The organism is Variovorax sp. LjRoot175 (assembly GCF_964253805.1).
GTDB lineage: Bacteria > Pseudomonadota > Gammaproteobacteria > Burkholderiales > Burkholderiaceae_C > Variovorax.
The window spans coordinates 1,290,253-1,304,862 of sequence record NZ_CAXURY020000002.1 but is presented as its reverse complement, the minus strand read 5'-3'; the positions used below and the strand labels follow the sequence as shown (position 1 = coordinate 1,304,862).

The window sequence follows — 14,610 nt, the reverse complement described above, 5'->3', positions numbered from 1 at the left end:
ATGTCCGGCATGCAACGCGGAGGCCAGGGCGGGGACGGGGCTGCCCCCGTGTTGTCGAGCACCGCACTGAGCATTCATTTCGGTGGCCATGTTGCCGTCAACGCGGTCACGACGCAGTTCGAGGCCGGGACACTCACCGCCATCGTCGGACCCAATGGTGCGGGTAAGACCACCTTCTTCAATCTGCTGTCGGGCCAGCTGCGGTCCACGTCCGGCCAGGTGCACTTCAAGGGCGAGGACATCACGCGGCTCAACGCGCCGCAACGCACGCAGAAGGGCATCGGCCGCGCATTCCAGCTGACCAACCTGTTTCCCAAGCTGTCGGTGCTGGAGAACGTGCGCCTCGCGGTGCAGAGCCGCCACCACGCGGGCTTCAACATGTTGTCGGTATGGCGCAGCCGAACCGACCTGATCGAGCAGGCCGAGCACTACCTGGCGCAGGTGGGCCTCGCCGCGCGCCGTGCCGACCAGGCCGCCAAGCTGCCGCACGGAGACAAGCGAAAGCTGGAGGTGGCCATTCTGATGGCGCTCGAGCCCGAGATCCTGATGTTCGATGAGCCGACCGCGGGCATGAGCGTCGCCGAGGTCCCTGTGATCCTGGAACTGATCCGGCGGCTGAAGGAGCGGGGAGACAAAACCATCCTGCTGGTCGAGCACAAGATGGACGTCATCCATTCGCTGGCCGACCGCATCGTGGTGCTTCACAACGGCCAGATGGTCGCCGACGGCCTGCCCACCGAGGTGATGGCGTCGCGGATCGTCCAGGAAGCCTATCTGGGCATCAAGCGTCCCGCGGCGCGGGCGCAAACGGCGCGAGCAGCGGCCCATGTCTGAACCGGCGAACAACCAGGCGTTGCCCCTGCTGAGCCTCAGCGGGGTGCACACGCACATCGGCGAGTACCACATCCTCCAGGGCGTCGAGCTGAGCGTTCCGCGTTCAGGCCTGACCGTGCTGCTCGGGCGCAACGGCGCGGGCAAGAGCACGACGCTGCGCACGATCATGGGCTTGTGGCAGGCGAGCGCCGGCAAGCTCGTCTTCGACGGCGAGGACATCACGGCGGAGGCCACACCCGACATCTCGCGGCGCGGCATCGCCTTCGTCCCCGAGGACATGGGCATCTTCTCGGGCCTGACGGTGCAGGAAAACCTGCGGCTCGCGGCGATCAGCGGCCGCTTCGACGAAGAACGGCTCGAATGGATCTTCGGGCTGTTCCCGGCACTCAAGCGCTTCTGGCTGCGTCCTGGCGGTACGCTGTCGGGCGGGCAGAAGCAGATGGTCGCCATCGCACGGGCGATCATCGAGCCGCGCAAGCTGCTGCTGATCGACGAGCCGACCAAGGGCCTTGCGCCTTCCATCGTCGACAACCTCGCGCAGGCCTTCGTTGAACTGAAGGCGCGCGACACGACGATCCTGCTGGTCGAGCAGAACTTCAACTTCGTGCGCTCGCTCGGCGACTCGGTGGCGGTGATGGACGACGGCCGCATCGTGCACACCGGCAGCATGGACGCCCTGTCGGCCGATGAAGACCTGCAGGCGCGCCTGCTCAGTCTGCGCGCGGGCGCCGTGCACTGAGCACCGTCGCCACGACTTCCTCTTCCGGAGCGCCCATGGCTGTCCTCGAATCCAAACTCGCCGCCACCTCCGTCGAGATACTAGGCCCCGATGCGGCCGGCGACGCGCTGCAGGCGCTGCCCGGCCGTTCGCGCGACCTGGTGCCCGGCTTTCTGATCCTCGTCTTCATGGCGCTCGCGCTGCCGACTGTCGGCAGCGTGCCGACATGGATCACCTTGACTGTGGCGGCGCTCGCGATGGGCATGATGCTGTTCATCATGGCCAGCGGCCTGACGCTGGTCTTCGGCCTGATGGACGTGATGAACCTCGGGCACGCGGCCTTCGTCGCGGTCGGTGCCTACACGGCGACGCTGCTGGTCGGCCCCTTGAAGGGTCTGATCGAGTCGGAGTCGGTCTGGGCCAGCCTGGTCGCGATCTCCGCGGTGATGCTGCTGTCGATGGTCGTGACGGCTGCGCTCGGCTGGGTGTACGAGCGGCTGTTCGTGAAGCCCGTCTACGGCGACCATCTTAAGCAGATCCTGATCACCATCGGGGCGATGATCATCATCGAGCAGATCGTGCTGGTGCTGTTCGGCGCCAACCAGATGCTGCTGCCGCTGCCCGAGGCCGTGCGCGGCTCCATCTTCATGGGCGACGTCGCGATCGAGCGCTATCGGCTGGTCGCCGTGGGCGTCGGCCTGGTCGTCTTCGTCGGCCTCACGCTGCTGCTCAACCGCACCCGGGTCGGCCTCCTGATCCGCGCGGGTGTCGAGAACCGGTCGATGGTGGAGGCGCTGGGCTATCGCATCCGGGGCATCTTCGTTGCCGTGTTCGTCGGCGGCTCGGCGCTTGCAGGCCTGGGCGGCGTGATGTGGGGCTTCTATCGCGAACAGTTCACGGTCGCCATCGGCGCCGAGGTGCTGGTGCAGATGCTGATCATCGTAATCATCGGCGGCCTCGGGTCGGTGGCCGGCTGCTTCGCCGGCGCCATGCTCATCGCGCTGACCACCAACTACGTGAGCTTCCTGCTGCCGGACCTGGCGCTTGTCTCCAACATCCTCGTGATGGTGGCGGTGCTGCTGTGGCGGCCACAGGGCCTCTATCCCGTGAACAAGCACTAGCCGAGGACGCCATGCTCAATCAACTCCTTTCGGGCGACCTGCCGCGCAGCCGGCTGCTGAGCGCGCTGCTGGTGCTCGTCGTGGCTTACCTTGCGACCGCGCCCTTCCTCTTTTCGGGGGCGCGCTCGCTCAACGTGGCTGCGACGATCTGCGTGTTCCTGGTGCTGGTCGCTTCCTTCGATCTGCTGCTGGGGTATTGCGGCGTCGTGTCCTTCGCGCATGCGATGTTCTACGGCATCGGCGCGTACGGCGTCGCGATCGCCATGCACAAGCTGGGGCCGACCTGGGGCGCGATGCTGGTCGGCGCCGTGGCGGGGCTGGCAGTCTCGCTGGTCCTGTCGCTCGTCATTGCCCTGGTCTCCCTGCGCGTGAAGGCGATCTTCTACACGATGATGACGCTGGCCGTCGCCGCGGCCTTCGGCGCGCTGGTCACGCGCATGAGCGGTCTGACCGGAGGAGACGATGGCCGCACCTTCCGCTTGCCGGAGGCGCTGACGCCCGGCTTCCGCGTCTTCGAGTCCCAGGTCTTCGGCACCACCATCAATGGCAAGGTTCTGACCTACTACCTGATCTTCTTCACCGCGGCACTGCTGTTCCTGTTGATGCTGCGCGTGGTCAACTCGCGCTTCGGCCGCGTGCTCGAAGCGATCCGCGAGAACGAGTTTCGCGCCGAAGCCATCGGATACCGCACGCTGTTCTATCGCGTCGCGGTGAACTGCCTGGCCGCCGCGCTGGCCACCTGCGCCGGGATCCTGATGGCCCTCTGGCTGCGCTACGTCGGGCCGCAGACGACGGTCGGCTTCAACGTGATGCTCAACATCCTGCTGATGGCCGTGATCGGCGGGCTCGGGACGGTCTATGGGGCGATCGTCGGCGTGGCGCTGTTCGTGGTGGCCGAGAACTACCTGCAAAGCTGGATGGGAAGCATGAGCACTTCGCTCGTGTCCGTGCCGCTGCTCGCCAAGCTCTTTCACCCCGACCGCTGGCTGCTCTGGTTCGGCACCGTCTTCGTGCTGTCGGTTTATTTCTTCCCGAGCGGCATCGTCGGCAAGCTGCGCTCATCCACCAAGGAAGTCTTGTGAGCGAAGACGCCGTACTGGTTCGCATCGAGGGCAGCATCCAGATCGTCACGATCAACCGGCCCGCGGTGCGCAATGCGGTCAACAAGGCGGTCGCGGTCGGGTTGGCGAACGCGCTGGCGCAGCTCGATGCGCAGGCGGACCTGCACGTCGGCATCATCACCGGCGCCGGGGGCAATTTCTGCGCCGGCATGGATCTCAATGCATTCGCCCAGGGCGGCAGCGAACCCGTGGTCGAAGGCTTCGGCTTCGCGGGCCTGTGCGAGGCGCCGCCGAAGAAGCCGCTGATCGCCGCAGTCGAGGGCCATGCCGTGGCCGGCGGCTGCGAGATCGCGATGGCCTGCGACCTGATCGTGGCCGGCCGCAGTGCCAGCTTCGGCCTGCCTGAAGTGAAGCGCGGCCTGGTGGCTTCGTCCGGCGGGCTGATGCGCCTGCCGCATCGGGTGCCTTACGCAGTGGCCATGGAAATGGCGATCACCGGTGAACCGATATCGGCTGCGCAGGCCCATGCCTACGGGCTGGTGAACCGGCTGGTCGAAGCAGGCGAGGCTCTCGACGCCGCGCTGCGGCTGGCCGAACAGATCGACGCGAACGCGCCGCTGGCCGTGGCGGCGAGCAAGCGCATCCTGGCCAGTTCGCGCACATGGAGCGACGCGGAGATGTTCGAGCTGCAACGCCCGATCGCGCGGGCCGTCAACGCATCGGCCGATGCGATCGAAGGGGCGACGGCTTTTTCGGAGAAGCGCAAGGCCGTCTGGCAAGGTCGCTAGGCCTGTGTATTCACGAACGAAAGTGCGAAGGACGGGTGCGGAGTGCGAGGTGCATCGTGTCTGTGGTGCGGCGGTGGGCGCCGTAGACACACTGTTGTCTTGCTCCCACTCCCCCTGGGAGAGGGCGGGGGTGAGGGCACCGGGCCTCCAAGAAGCCCACGCGCTTCGCAGACCCCCGGCGTGCGTCCCACGCGCCGAGCCGGTCAGCCGTCTCGCAGCGCCATCAGCTCAACGAAAACGCCGCCATCCGCGGCAGCGAGCGCTCTCCGGATTTCTGCAAGTGGCGGCGCGTGCGACTTTCCGCCTTGGCCTGATCGCCTTCGAGGATCGCCTCGGTGATGGCGCGGTATTCCGCCACCATCGCACGCAAGTCCGCGGTCGTGAGGTATTGGTAGAACTGCGCGCGGAACAGGTGGGCGCGCGTCTGCGGCAGCACGCGATTGAGTTCCGCGCTGTCGGCGATCTCGAACATCACCCTGTAATAGTTGGCGCGTTCGTCGAGCACGCGGTCCAGGGCTTCGGGCGTCTTCGCCTCGATCAATTTCTGGGCCGCTGCCTTGAAGCGCTTGGCGTTATCGCCCACGTGGATGTTGGCGGCAGCCAGGCGTGCAGCCAGACCTGTAAGCACCTCCAGCACTTCGAGCAGGCTGGCCGCATCCGCGCGGGTCAGCGAGCGAATGACGGCGCCGCGATGGGGCGTGAGGTCGACCACGCCGCTGGAGGCCAGGATGCGCAGCGCCTCGCGCACGGTGCTGCGGCTGACCCCGAGGTCGCGTGTCAGGTCCGCTTCGATCAGGCGCTGGCCGACGGTGAATCGCCGCATCAGGATGCCCTTGCCGATCGCATCGGCCACGCGGTCGGGCGTGCTTCGCGGATGAGCCGACGCGGTTTGCGCTGCTGCCCGGGAGGCAGTTTTCAACGCGGGTGCTTTCTTTGTGTCGTTCATTTGAACTCGCGCATTGAACAGAAAAGAGTCTGGCAGGGTGCCGCCGCGGATTCTAGGGGCCGCCGCATCGCCATCGTTTTCCGGAAGGGGGGTCGCATGCGAAGAACCATGGTATGCAAAGTTGTGATTGTCCGGCAATATTGGCAGACACTGCCGCGAAGCGCCACGGGGTTGACCCTGCCAGGCGTGGCCTTGCGAGACCGCCTTTTCTCTGATGAGCCTACCTGTGCACCCAACCGTTGATACGAACCTCGCCCTGCCGCCACTCGAAGCACGCACCCTTGGCGCAGTGCTCGAAGCTCACTTGCGCGTGGCACCCGACAAGCTGGCCGTGCGCGATCCGGAGCGCGCGCTGAGCTACGCGGCGCTTTACGAGGAGTCGCTCGCCGTCGCCGCCGGTTTCGCCGCGCTCGGCGTCAGCACGCAGGACGCTGCGCTCCTGATGCTCGACAACCATCTCGACTATGTCGTTGCGTGGTGGGCGCTGTCCTTGACGGCGAGGGTCGAGGTGCCGGTGAACACCGCCTACAAGGGCTCGATCCTCGCGCACGTCATCAACAATTCCGGCGCCACGCTCATCGTCATCGAGTCGCACTACCTGCCTTTGCTGATCGAGGTGGCGGACCGCCTCGAGCGGCTTGTGCACGTGGTGGTGCGCGGCGCGGAAAGCGGCGCGCGTCTTCTGGCGCGATTCAAGCCGACGCCGTGGGAGGCGCTTCGCGGACCACGGGCAGCGCCCGCCCGACTGAACCCCTGGGACCTCATCGGCATCATGTACACCTCGGGCACCACCGGTCCGTCCAAGGGCGTGCGGGTGACGCATGCGCATGCGTATGGCTACGCCGCGCCAGCGGTGCTGGGCCTCGCCGATGCGAGCGACGTGTCGCTTTGCACGCTGCCGCTGTTCCACATCGGCGGGCAGTGGGCGGCGATCTACAACAACCTGATCGCGGGTGGCAGCAGCGTGTTGCTGCCGCGCTTCTCGGCCACCACGTTCTGGGACGACGTCCGCCGATACGGATGCACCTACACGATGCTGCTGGGCGCCATGGCCAACTTCCTGTTTCGCCAGCCCGCGGGGGCCGACGATGCCAGCCACCCTTTGCGCCGCGTGATGATGGTGCCTGTGATGGCGCAGCTCGACGAGTTCAAGCAGCGTTTCGGCATCGAGGCCGTGTGCACGGCCTATGGCCTGACCGAAGGCTCGACCGTGCTGCGCGCGCCGGTGGGCCAGGCGCAGGCGGGCAAGGTCGGCTGGCCCCGGCCGGACTTCGACGTCCGCCTGGTGGACGAGCACGACATGCCCGTGCCGGACGGGCAGATGGGTGAACTCGTGATTCGCACGCGCGACCCCTGGACCGTGATGGACGGCTATCACGAGATGCCCGAGGCCACCGTGAAGGTCTGGCGCAACCAGTGGCTGCACACCGGCGACGCGTTCCGGCGCGAGCCCGACGGGCAGTTCGTGTTCCTGGACCGCATCAAGGATTCGATGCGGCGCCGCGGCGAGAACGTGTCGAGCTTCGAGGTCGAAAAGGAAATCAACGAGCATCCCGCGGTGCTGGAGTGCGCCGTCATCGCGGTGGCCAGCGACGCGAGCGAGGACGAGATCAAGGCCTGCGTGGTGCTGCGCGAAGCTTCGAGGCTCGGAGCTGCAGCGCTGCTCGCCTTTCTCGATGAGCGTTTGCCGTACTTCATGGTGCCGCGCTATGTCGAGTTCATGGTCGAGCTTCCCAAGACACCGACCGCAAAGATCCGCAAGCAGGCGCTTCGCGATCTTGGCGTCAATGCGCAGACCTATGACCGGACGAGCGATCCGGCCGCACCGAAAAGGAAAAAATGAGCATCGCAGATTCCACGGGGCCCCTGATGGCCCCCACCGCGGCGGGCGCAACCCGGCTGGCGTTCGAACAGTTCGTCGACAAGCGCAGCAGGCTGAGCGATGCGGCACGGTCCTCGGCGATCGCGCGGCAACACGCGTTGGGCAAGCTGTCCGCCAGGGAGCGGATCGCACTGCTGGTCGATCATGGCACTTTCCACGAGATCGGCGCGCTCGTCGAGCCGAAGCGCGACACCTTCGACACCGAGACGCTGCAGGCGCCGTCGGATGGCGTGCTGGTCGGCTTCGCCAGGGTCGATGGCCGGCCGGTGTGCCTGTGCGCCTTCGATTTCACGGTGCTCGGCGGCTCCAACGGCCGCATCGGCGAATACAAGGTCGAGCGCATGGCTGCGCATGCCCTCGATCACGGCTGTCCGTTGCTCCTGCTGCTCGATGGCGGCGGCCACCGCATCCAGGAGGGCCTGGACAGTCGCCACTTCGCGCAAGGGTCGCACTATTTCCAGACTGCCGTCGCGCTGTCGGGCTGGGTGCCGACCATCGCTGTCGTCATGGGCCCGGGTTTTGCCGGGCCGTCCAACTTTGCCGCCCTGTGCGATTTCGTGGTGATGGTTCGCGGCACCTCGACCATGGGCATCGCCGGGCCCGCGCTGGTCGCGGCGGCGACGGGTGAAGCGACGGAGAAGGAAGCGCTGGGCGGCGCCGCCGTGCAGGCGGATCTCAACGGACTGGCCGACATCGCAGCCAACGACGATGCCGAGGCCATCGGGCTGGTGCGGACCTACCTGGGCTACATGCCGTCGAATGCACGCGTTCCTCTGCCGACGGCACCGGCGCGCGAGCCCGACGCCGAATTCGAGGCTGGGCTGCTCACCGTGATGCCCGACAGCCCGCGCAAGACCTACGACGTCTGCGACGTGGTGCGCGGTGTCGTGGACGAGGACTCGCTGTTCCAGATCAAGCCGGGCTTTGCACCCAACCTGGTGACCGGCTTCGCGCGCCTGAACGGGCGTCCGGTCGGCATCGTGGCGAACCAGCCGCTGCACCTGGCCGGCGCGCTGGACGCCAAGGCCTGCGAGAAGGGCGCGCATTTCGTTTCGGTCTGCGACAGCTTCGGCCTGCCGCTGCTCTACCTGATCGATCTGCCGGGCTTTCTGCTCGGCAGCCAGGCTGAGGACACCGCGCTGGCTCGGCGCAGTGCCCGGCTGCTGTTCGAACTGGGACAGGCCACGGTGCCCCGGGTATCGGTGGTGCTGCGCAAGGGCTACGGACTCGGCTACATCGCGATGTGCGGGGGGCGCAGTTTCGATGCCGATCTCTGCGTGGCGTGGCCGACGGCCGAGATCTGCGCCATGTCGGTCGAGGGCGCGGTCGACGTGGCCTACCAGAAGCAGGTAAGGGCCGCGGCCGACCCTGCTGCGAAACGTGCCGAGCTGATCGACAGGTTCCGGCAGCAGCTTGGCGCCCTGCATGCGGCGGAGCACTTCGGCATCGACGATGTGATCGATCCGCGCGATACGCGGTCGGTCGTCCTGGCGGCGCTGGAGCACTGCGCGCCACGCAAGAAGCAGCGCACCTGGCCCGACAAGCCCCACGGGATCTCGCCGATCTGAAGCCGCGGCGGAACAGCGAGTCGACACAAGACGCGCGCTCGGGGCGCGCCTACGCTGCGGCCTACCGAGTTGCTGCGTCATTCGAAGGGCCTGCCGATGTCTTCCCCCGTGCTTCTGGACCGCCGCGACGGCATTGCGCTGATGACGCTGAACCGTCCCGAGCGGGCGAACGTGCTCGATCTCGAGACGGCGGCGGCGTTGATCGCCGCGATCGACGCCGTCGCGGATGACCCGTCGGTCCGGGCGCTGCTGATACGGGCGCGGGGCAGGCATTTCTGCGCCGGCGGGGACATCGGGGACTTCGTGGCGTCGCTGCCCGACCTCGGCGCGCTGCTGGACCGTCACATCCCGCCGATCCACCGTGCCATCCATCGGCTGGCGACGCTGCCCATTCCCGTCGTCAGCGCGCTGAACGGCCCGATCGGCGGTGGTGGCATCGGCCTGGCGCTCAGCGCGGACATCGTGCTGGCGGCGGAGTCGATGAAACTGCGCGGCGGCTATTCGGCCATCGGCTTGACGCCCGATGCCGGCTCGTCGTGGCTGCTCGCGCGCCGTGTGGGCGCGGCGCGCGCCAAGGAAATCTTCTTCGGCAACGAACTCTTGTCGGCGCAGCAGTGCCTGGCGCTCGGCGTGGTCTCGCAGGTCCATTCGGACGACCAGCTCGAGGCGCGTGCGCTGGACCTCGTTGCGTCGCTGGCGCGCTCGGCGACGGCTTCGCTGGCGCGCATCAAGGTGCTGGTCGACGGCGCCGCCGAACGCTCGCTGGAGGCCCACCTCGCGCTCGAACATCGCTTCATGGTCGAGTCGGGCAACAGCGCGGATGCAATCGAAGGCGTCACCGCCTTTGCGCAGAAGCGATCGCCGGAATTCGTCCGCAATGCGGGCTGACTGCAGCCGGGGCCGCGAAAGCGGTTCCTCATCCATTTCAACCAAGGAGACATCGATGGTGCTGAAGATTTCAATGACGGCGTTGTTGCTGGCAGCCGCCACGCTCGCCATGGCGCAGGGCAAGGGCGTGACCGACACGGAGATCGTGTTGGGAACGATCACCGACCTGTCGGGGCCGATCGCCAACTACGGCAAGGAATCCCGCAACGGCATGAACATGGCAGTGGAGGAGATCAACGCGAAGGGCGGCATCCAGGGGCGCAAGATCCGCCTGCAGGTCGAAGATCACGGCTACGAACCCAAGCGGGCCGTGCTGGCTGCGCAGAAACTGATCACGCAGGATGGGGTGTTCGCAATCCTCGGTCACCTGGGCACGGCCACCAACATGGCGGCGCTTCCGTTCCTGATCGAAAACAAGGTGTTCAACTTCATGCCGCAAGGCGCGTCGAAGGAGCTCTACGACCCGCCGAGTCCGTACAAGGTCGCGCTGGCACCGTCCTATGTCTCGATGTCGGCGTCGACCATGGACTTCATGCTGAAGAAGAAAGCCTACAAGCGCGTCGGCGTGCTGTACCAGGACGACGACTACGGCCGGGAGGCATTCGAGGGCGTCGAGGCCTACCTCAAGGCCAAGGGCGTGCCTGTGGTCGAGAAAACCAGCTACAAGCGTGGCGCCACGGACTTCTCGTCGCAGATCGCGAAGCTCAAGTCCGCCAACTGCGACCTGGTCTTCAATGCCTCCACCTTGCGCGAGTACATCGGCTCGGTCGCCGAGGCACGCAAGATCGGCTTCAACCCCGACTTCCTTGGCACCGCTGCCAACTATTCGCAGCAGGTGCCGACGCTGGGCGGTGCGGCCATGGAAGGCGTCTACGGCGCGACCTTTATTCCGCTGCCGTATGCGGACGATGCCAACCCGGCGGTGCGCGACTGGGTCGCTTCCTACAAGAAGCGCTTCGGCGACGACCCGGGTCTCTATTCGATGTACGCCTACTACGCGATGACGACCTTTGCCAAGGTGGCCGACAAGGCTGGAAAGAAGCTGAGCGCCGAGACCTTCAATACAGCGATGGAAGTTACCAAGCTCGGCCCCGATGCGCTGGGCAATCCAGGGTTCAACGTGTCCAGGGACAACCGGCTCAGCAACCAGAAGGTGCGCATGACGCAGATCGTCAATGGCAAGTGGACGCTGATCAGCGAGTACCTCGAGCCGGTGGCCGTGGCAAAGTGAGATTCGCGATGGGCAACGGTTCGGTCCCGGAGAGTCCCGGCTACCAGCGCATCAGCCGGATCGCGCTCGGCGACGTGCTGCACCGTGCGGCGCGGCGCTTCGGCGATCGCGCCGCGGTGATCGAAGGCGACCTGAGGCTCACTTTCAAGGCACTCGATTCGGCGTCGAACCGCTTCGCCCATGCCTTGCTCGCGCAGGGCATGTCTGCCGGCGACCGCGTTGCAATGTTGTGCGAGAACTCGGCGCAGATGGTGATCGCGATGTTCGGCGTCTACAAGGCGGGGCTGGTGTGGGTGCCGATCAACACGGCTCTCGCCGTCGACGCGATTCGCTTCATCCTGGACCACGCCGAAGCGCGCCACCTGATCATCGATGCACAGTTGCTGGCGCGCGAGCTGGTGCACGATCTGGTGCGATCGCTGGGTGTGCCATTGACGTTCTGCGGTGGCGAAGCCGAGCTCGGGGCAGGGCAGCCGGACACGCCGCCCGAGGTGCCGATCGACGGGCGCGACCTGGTGCAGATCATGTACACCAGCGGCACCACCGGACCCCAGAAGGGGGTCATGCATTCGCACGCCTCCATCCATTCGGTGCTGATGTCCAACCTGGTCGAGTTCGGCACCGGGCCCGACGGCGACGTCTACAGCTGCCATCTGCCGCTGTTCCACGTCGGCCAGCACGTGGTGCTCTTGTCGGCGCTGCTTGGCGGCGCGGCCTCAGTGCTGATGCGCGGTTTCGATGCCGGGGAGCTCCTGAAGGCGATCGCGCGGCATCGCATCAACCTGGTGGTCGGCTTGCCGATGATGTACCGCGCACTGCTCGACCACCCCCGGCGCGCCTCGACCGACCTGTCCAGCCTCAGGCTCTGCATCTATGCGATGGCGCCGATGTCGAAGCCGTTGCTGATGCGCCTGCTCGATTCGATCTGCCCGCGTTTCGCGCTGTGCTCGGGTCAGACCGAGATGTACACGGCCGCCACCATCTTCCGTCCTGAGCAGCAGCTCAAGCGCTTCGGCGCCTACTGGGGCGTGGCAACGCTGGTCAACGAACTCGGCGTGATGGCCGAGGACGGCCGCCTGCTCGGCCCGGGCGAGGTGGGCGAGATCGTCTACCGCGGTCCCAACCTGATGCTGGGCTACTACAAGGACCCCGAGGCCACCGCGCATGCATGGCGCTTCGGCTGGCATCACTCCGGCGATCTCGGTCAGTGGGACGAAGACGGTGAGCTGCTGTTTCTCGACCGCATCAAGGACATGATCAAGACCGGCGGCGAGAACGTGCCGTCGATCAAGGTCGAGGATGTGCTGCTGCGCCATCCGGCGGTGCGCAACGCCGCGGTGATCGGCCTGCCGCATGAGCGCTGGGGCGAGGCGATCACGGCCTTTCTCCTGGTGGACGCCGGCCAGCAGGTCACGAGCGCGGAGCTGCACGCGCATTGCCGCCAGCATCTCGGCAGATTCGAAGTGCCCAAGGAATTCGTGCAGTTGCCCGCGCTCCCGGTCACCTCGACCGGAAAAGTACAGAAGTTCGAGTTGCGGCGAAGCCATCTGCACCACTACGAGGAGCAGGCATGAGTGCCGCGCCGGTTCCTGACTTCGAAACGCTGAAGGTTTCTCTCGCTGCCGGCGTGGCACGCATCGAGTTCAACCGGCCGCACAAGGCCAACGCGATCAACGCGGCGATGTGGCAGGAACTACGCGAAGCGATGCAATGGCTGGACCGCACGCCGCAGGCGCGGGTCGGCATTCTGTCCGCCATCGGGGCGCACTTTTCGGCAGGGCTCGACCTCGAAATGCTGGATGAGCTTCGGTCGCAGACGGTCGATGCCTGCGATGGGCGTGCGCGCGAGAAAACGCGCCAGAGCATCCTCGATCTGCAGGACACGGTGACCTCGATCGAGCGCTGCCGCAAGCCGGTGATCGCGGCGGTGCATGCCGCTTGCGTGGGAGGCGGGATCGACATCATCACCGCGTGCGACCTTCGCTATTGCAGCGAAGAGGCGTGGTTCTCGGTCAAGGAGATCGATGTCGGCCTCGTCGCCGACGTGGGAACGCTGCAGCGTCTTCCGCGCTTGATCGGGGAGGGCATGGCGCGCGAGCTGGCCTACACGGCACGACGGTTTTCCGGCAGCGAAGCCGCACAGATGCGGTTGGTCAACCGCTGCTACGAGTCGCGGGCTGCCCTTGCTGCCGGCGTCGACGAGCTCGCAGCAACGCTGGCTGCCAAGTCGCCGCTGTGCCTGCGCGGCACCAAGGAGATGATCAGCCACGTACGCGACAGGCCGGTGGCCGATGGCCTGAACTACATCGCCACGTGGAACGCGGCCATGCTGTATTCGGACGACCTCGAGGAAGCCACGCGCGCGTCCCGCGAGCGGCGCCCGCCGGTGTTCAAGGATTGAACCGATCCAGAAGCGCATCTGCCCTAAAAAGATGTCGGACAAATACCTATGCATTGTCCGACGATCTTGGCTAGAATTTGTGCATGCAAGGACATGCGTAATGACGACGGCAAGCGGAAACGACCCCTTCGACGTCGCCCGCCTCGAGGGCTACCTGAGAACGCGCATCGAAGGGCTCCGCGCTCCTTTGCGGGTCGAGCAATTCAAGGGCGGCCAGTCCAATCCGACCTTTCTTGTGAGCGCCGCCGACGGGATGCGGTACGTGCTTCGCAAGAAGCCGGGCGGTGAACTGCTGCCGTCCGCCCACGCGGTGGACCGCGAATACCGCGTCATCGAGGCGTTGCGCGACACCGGCGTGCCGGTCGCGCGCACCCATTGCTATTGCGACGACGTCGAGATCATCGGTACGCCCTTCTACGTCATGGAGTACGTCGACGGGCGTGTGCTGTGGGATCCGTCGCTTCCGGGCATGGACAGGGCGGAGCGAGGGGCCATCTACGACGACATGAACCGCGTCGTCGCGGCGCTGCATCGCGTCGACTACCGTGCGGTCGGACTCGAGAGCTACGGCCGTCGCGGCAATTTCTTCGACCGCCAGATCGGCCGCTGGACCCGTCAATACCAGGCTTCGGTGACGGATCCGATCGAGGCCATGGACCGACTTATCGAGTGGCTGCCTGCCAACGTCCCGGCGCTGGACGAGACATGCATCTTCCACGGCGACCTCCGGCTGGACAACCTGATCTTCCATCCGACGCAGCCGCGCGTATTGGCCGTGCTCGACTGGGAGCTCTCCACCCTGGGTCATCCGCTGGCCGACTTCGCCTACCACGCGCTGCCATGGCGCCTGACCGCCGAGCAGTTTCGCGGCATGGCGGGCGCCGACCACGCCGCGCTGGGAATTCCCAGCGAAACGGAGTACATGCACCGCTACTGCCGGCGCACGGGACGCGAGCCGATCGACCCGTCGCACTGGGAGTTCTATCTGGCCTACAGCATGTTCCGGCTGGGGGCGATCCTGCAGGGCATCCTGAAGCGTTCGCTGGACGGCACGGCATCGAGTGCCCAGGCGCGGGAGACCGGCGCGCGCGCTCGACCGATCGCAGAAGCCGCCTGGCAACAGGTGGTGGCGCACTTTCCAAAGAGTGCGCGATAGCGGGCATCCCTTCATT

General features: G+C 66.3%; 13 protein-coding genes. 12 read left to right on the top strand and 1 reads right to left on the bottom strand.

Annotated elements, in window-relative coordinates; genetic code table 11:
• The 5 genes from ACSQ89_RS36625 to ACSQ89_RS36605 are packed head-to-tail and all read left to right on the top strand — an operon-like array spanning position 1 to position 4,522.
• On the top strand, positions 1 to 834 hold the full coding sequence (locus ACSQ89_RS36625) for an ABC transporter ATP-binding protein (RefSeq protein ID WP_436297038.1): 834 nt from the start codon (positions 1 to 3) through the stop codon (positions 832 to 834).
• Positions 827 to 1,573, top strand: a complete 747-nt coding sequence (locus ACSQ89_RS36620; protein ID WP_436297037.1) for an ABC transporter ATP-binding protein — start codon at positions 827 to 829, stop codon at positions 1,571 to 1,573. The genes ACSQ89_RS36625 and ACSQ89_RS36620 overlap by 8 nt, the downstream gene beginning before the upstream one ends.
• Positions 1,574 to 1,608: 35 nt before the next feature.
• Entirely contained in the window at positions 1,609 to 2,673 is a 1,065-nt protein-coding gene (locus ACSQ89_RS36615; protein WP_436297036.1) for a branched-chain amino acid ABC transporter permease, read from the top strand.
• 11 nt (positions 2,674 to 2,684) lie between these two features.
• Positions 2,685 to 3,755, top strand: coding sequence for a branched-chain amino acid ABC transporter permease (locus tag ACSQ89_RS36610; protein ID WP_436297035.1), 1,071 nt, complete (start codon positions 2,685 to 2,687; stop codon positions 3,753 to 3,755).
• Positions 3,752 to 4,522 carry a crotonase/enoyl-CoA hydratase family protein gene (locus tag ACSQ89_RS36605; RefSeq protein WP_436297034.1) on the top strand — a complete coding sequence of 257 codons (771 nt, stop codon included), beginning with the start codon at positions 3,752 to 3,754 and terminating at the stop codon, positions 4,520 to 4,522. The genes ACSQ89_RS36610 and ACSQ89_RS36605 overlap by 4 nt, the downstream gene beginning before the upstream one ends.
• A 223-nt stretch (positions 4,523 to 4,745) precedes the next feature.
• Here the strand turns inward: ACSQ89_RS36605 and ACSQ89_RS36600 are convergent, their stop codons facing one another.
• Positions 4,746 to 5,441: a GntR family transcriptional regulator gene (locus ACSQ89_RS36600; RefSeq protein ID WP_436297033.1), complete on the bottom strand. Its 696-nt coding sequence runs from the start codon at positions 5,439 to 5,441 to the stop codon at positions 4,746 to 4,748.
• A gap of 253 nt (positions 5,442 to 5,694) precedes the next feature.
• On the opposite strand from ACSQ89_RS36600, the gene ACSQ89_RS36595 reads away from it, so the two are divergent.
• The 7 genes from ACSQ89_RS36595 (at position 5,695) to ACSQ89_RS36565 (ending at position 14,594) form a co-directional block, all read left to right on the top strand.
• Positions 5,695 to 7,311, top strand: a complete 1,617-nt coding sequence (locus tag ACSQ89_RS36595; RefSeq protein WP_436297032.1) for an AMP-binding protein — start codon at positions 5,695 to 5,697, stop codon at positions 7,309 to 7,311.
• A complete protein-coding gene (locus tag ACSQ89_RS36590; protein WP_436297031.1) occupies positions 7,308 to 8,918 on the top strand; it encodes an acyl-CoA carboxylase subunit beta in 1,611 nt (536 codons plus the stop codon). The genes ACSQ89_RS36595 and ACSQ89_RS36590 overlap by 4 nt, the downstream gene beginning before the upstream one ends.
• A 96-nt stretch (positions 8,919 to 9,014) precedes the next feature.
• Positions 9,015 to 9,806, top strand: coding sequence for an enoyl-CoA hydratase/isomerase family protein (locus ACSQ89_RS36585; protein WP_436297030.1), 792 nt, complete (start codon positions 9,015 to 9,017; stop codon positions 9,804 to 9,806).
• Between the two features lie 55 nt (positions 9,807 to 9,861).
• Positions 9,862 to 11,037: an ABC transporter substrate-binding protein gene (locus ACSQ89_RS36580; RefSeq protein WP_436297029.1), complete on the top strand. Its 1,176-nt coding sequence runs from the start codon at positions 9,862 to 9,864 to the stop codon at positions 11,035 to 11,037.
• 8 nt (positions 11,038 to 11,045) lie between these two features.
• Positions 11,046 to 12,611 (top strand): class I adenylate-forming enzyme family protein, encoded by a 1,566-nt coding sequence (locus ACSQ89_RS36575; protein WP_436297028.1) that lies wholly within the window; start codon positions 11,046 to 11,048, stop codon positions 12,609 to 12,611.
• Complete coding sequence (locus tag ACSQ89_RS36570; protein ID WP_436297027.1) at positions 12,608 to 13,438, top strand: crotonase/enoyl-CoA hydratase family protein; 831 nt, start codon at positions 12,608 to 12,610, stop codon at positions 13,436 to 13,438. Before ACSQ89_RS36575 ends, ACSQ89_RS36570 begins: the two co-directional genes overlap by 4 nt.
• 100 nt (positions 13,439 to 13,538) lie before the next feature.
• On the top strand, positions 13,539 to 14,594 hold the full coding sequence (locus ACSQ89_RS36565; protein WP_436297026.1) for a phosphotransferase: 1,056 nt from the start codon (positions 13,539 to 13,541) through the stop codon (positions 14,592 to 14,594).
• Positions 14,595 to 14,610 lie beyond the last annotated feature (16 nt).

Excerpts from the sequence above, each read along its gene's own strand:
- ACSQ89_RS36625 (WP_436297038.1), top strand. The coding sequence starts at position 1 with ATGTCCGGCATGCAACGCGGAGGCCAGGGCGGGGACGGGGCTGCCCCC.
- ACSQ89_RS36620 (WP_436297037.1), top strand. The coding sequence starts at position 827 with ATGTCTGAACCGGCGAACAACCAGGCGTTGCCCCTGCTGAGCCTCAGC.
- ACSQ89_RS36615 (WP_436297036.1), top strand. The coding sequence starts at position 1,609 with ATGGCTGTCCTCGAATCCAAACTCGCCGCCACCTCCGTCGAGATACTA.
- ACSQ89_RS36610 (WP_436297035.1), top strand. The coding sequence starts at position 2,685 with ATGCTCAATCAACTCCTTTCGGGCGACCTGCCGCGCAGCCGGCTGCTG.
- ACSQ89_RS36590 (WP_436297031.1), top strand. The coding sequence starts at position 7,308 with ATGAGCATCGCAGATTCCACGGGGCCCCTGATGGCCCCCACCGCGGCG.
- ACSQ89_RS36585 (WP_436297030.1), top strand. The coding sequence starts at position 9,015 with ATGTCTTCCCCCGTGCTTCTGGACCGCCGCGACGGCATTGCGCTGATG.
- ACSQ89_RS36580 (WP_436297029.1), top strand. The coding sequence starts at position 9,862 with ATGGTGCTGAAGATTTCAATGACGGCGTTGTTGCTGGCAGCCGCCACG.
- ACSQ89_RS36575 (WP_436297028.1), top strand. The coding sequence starts at position 11,046 with ATGGGCAACGGTTCGGTCCCGGAGAGTCCCGGCTACCAGCGCATCAGC.
- ACSQ89_RS36570 (WP_436297027.1), top strand. The coding sequence starts at position 12,608 with ATGAGTGCCGCGCCGGTTCCTGACTTCGAAACGCTGAAGGTTTCTCTC.
- ACSQ89_RS36565 (WP_436297026.1), top strand. The coding sequence starts at position 13,539 with ATGACGACGGCAAGCGGAAACGACCCCTTCGACGTCGCCCGCCTCGAG.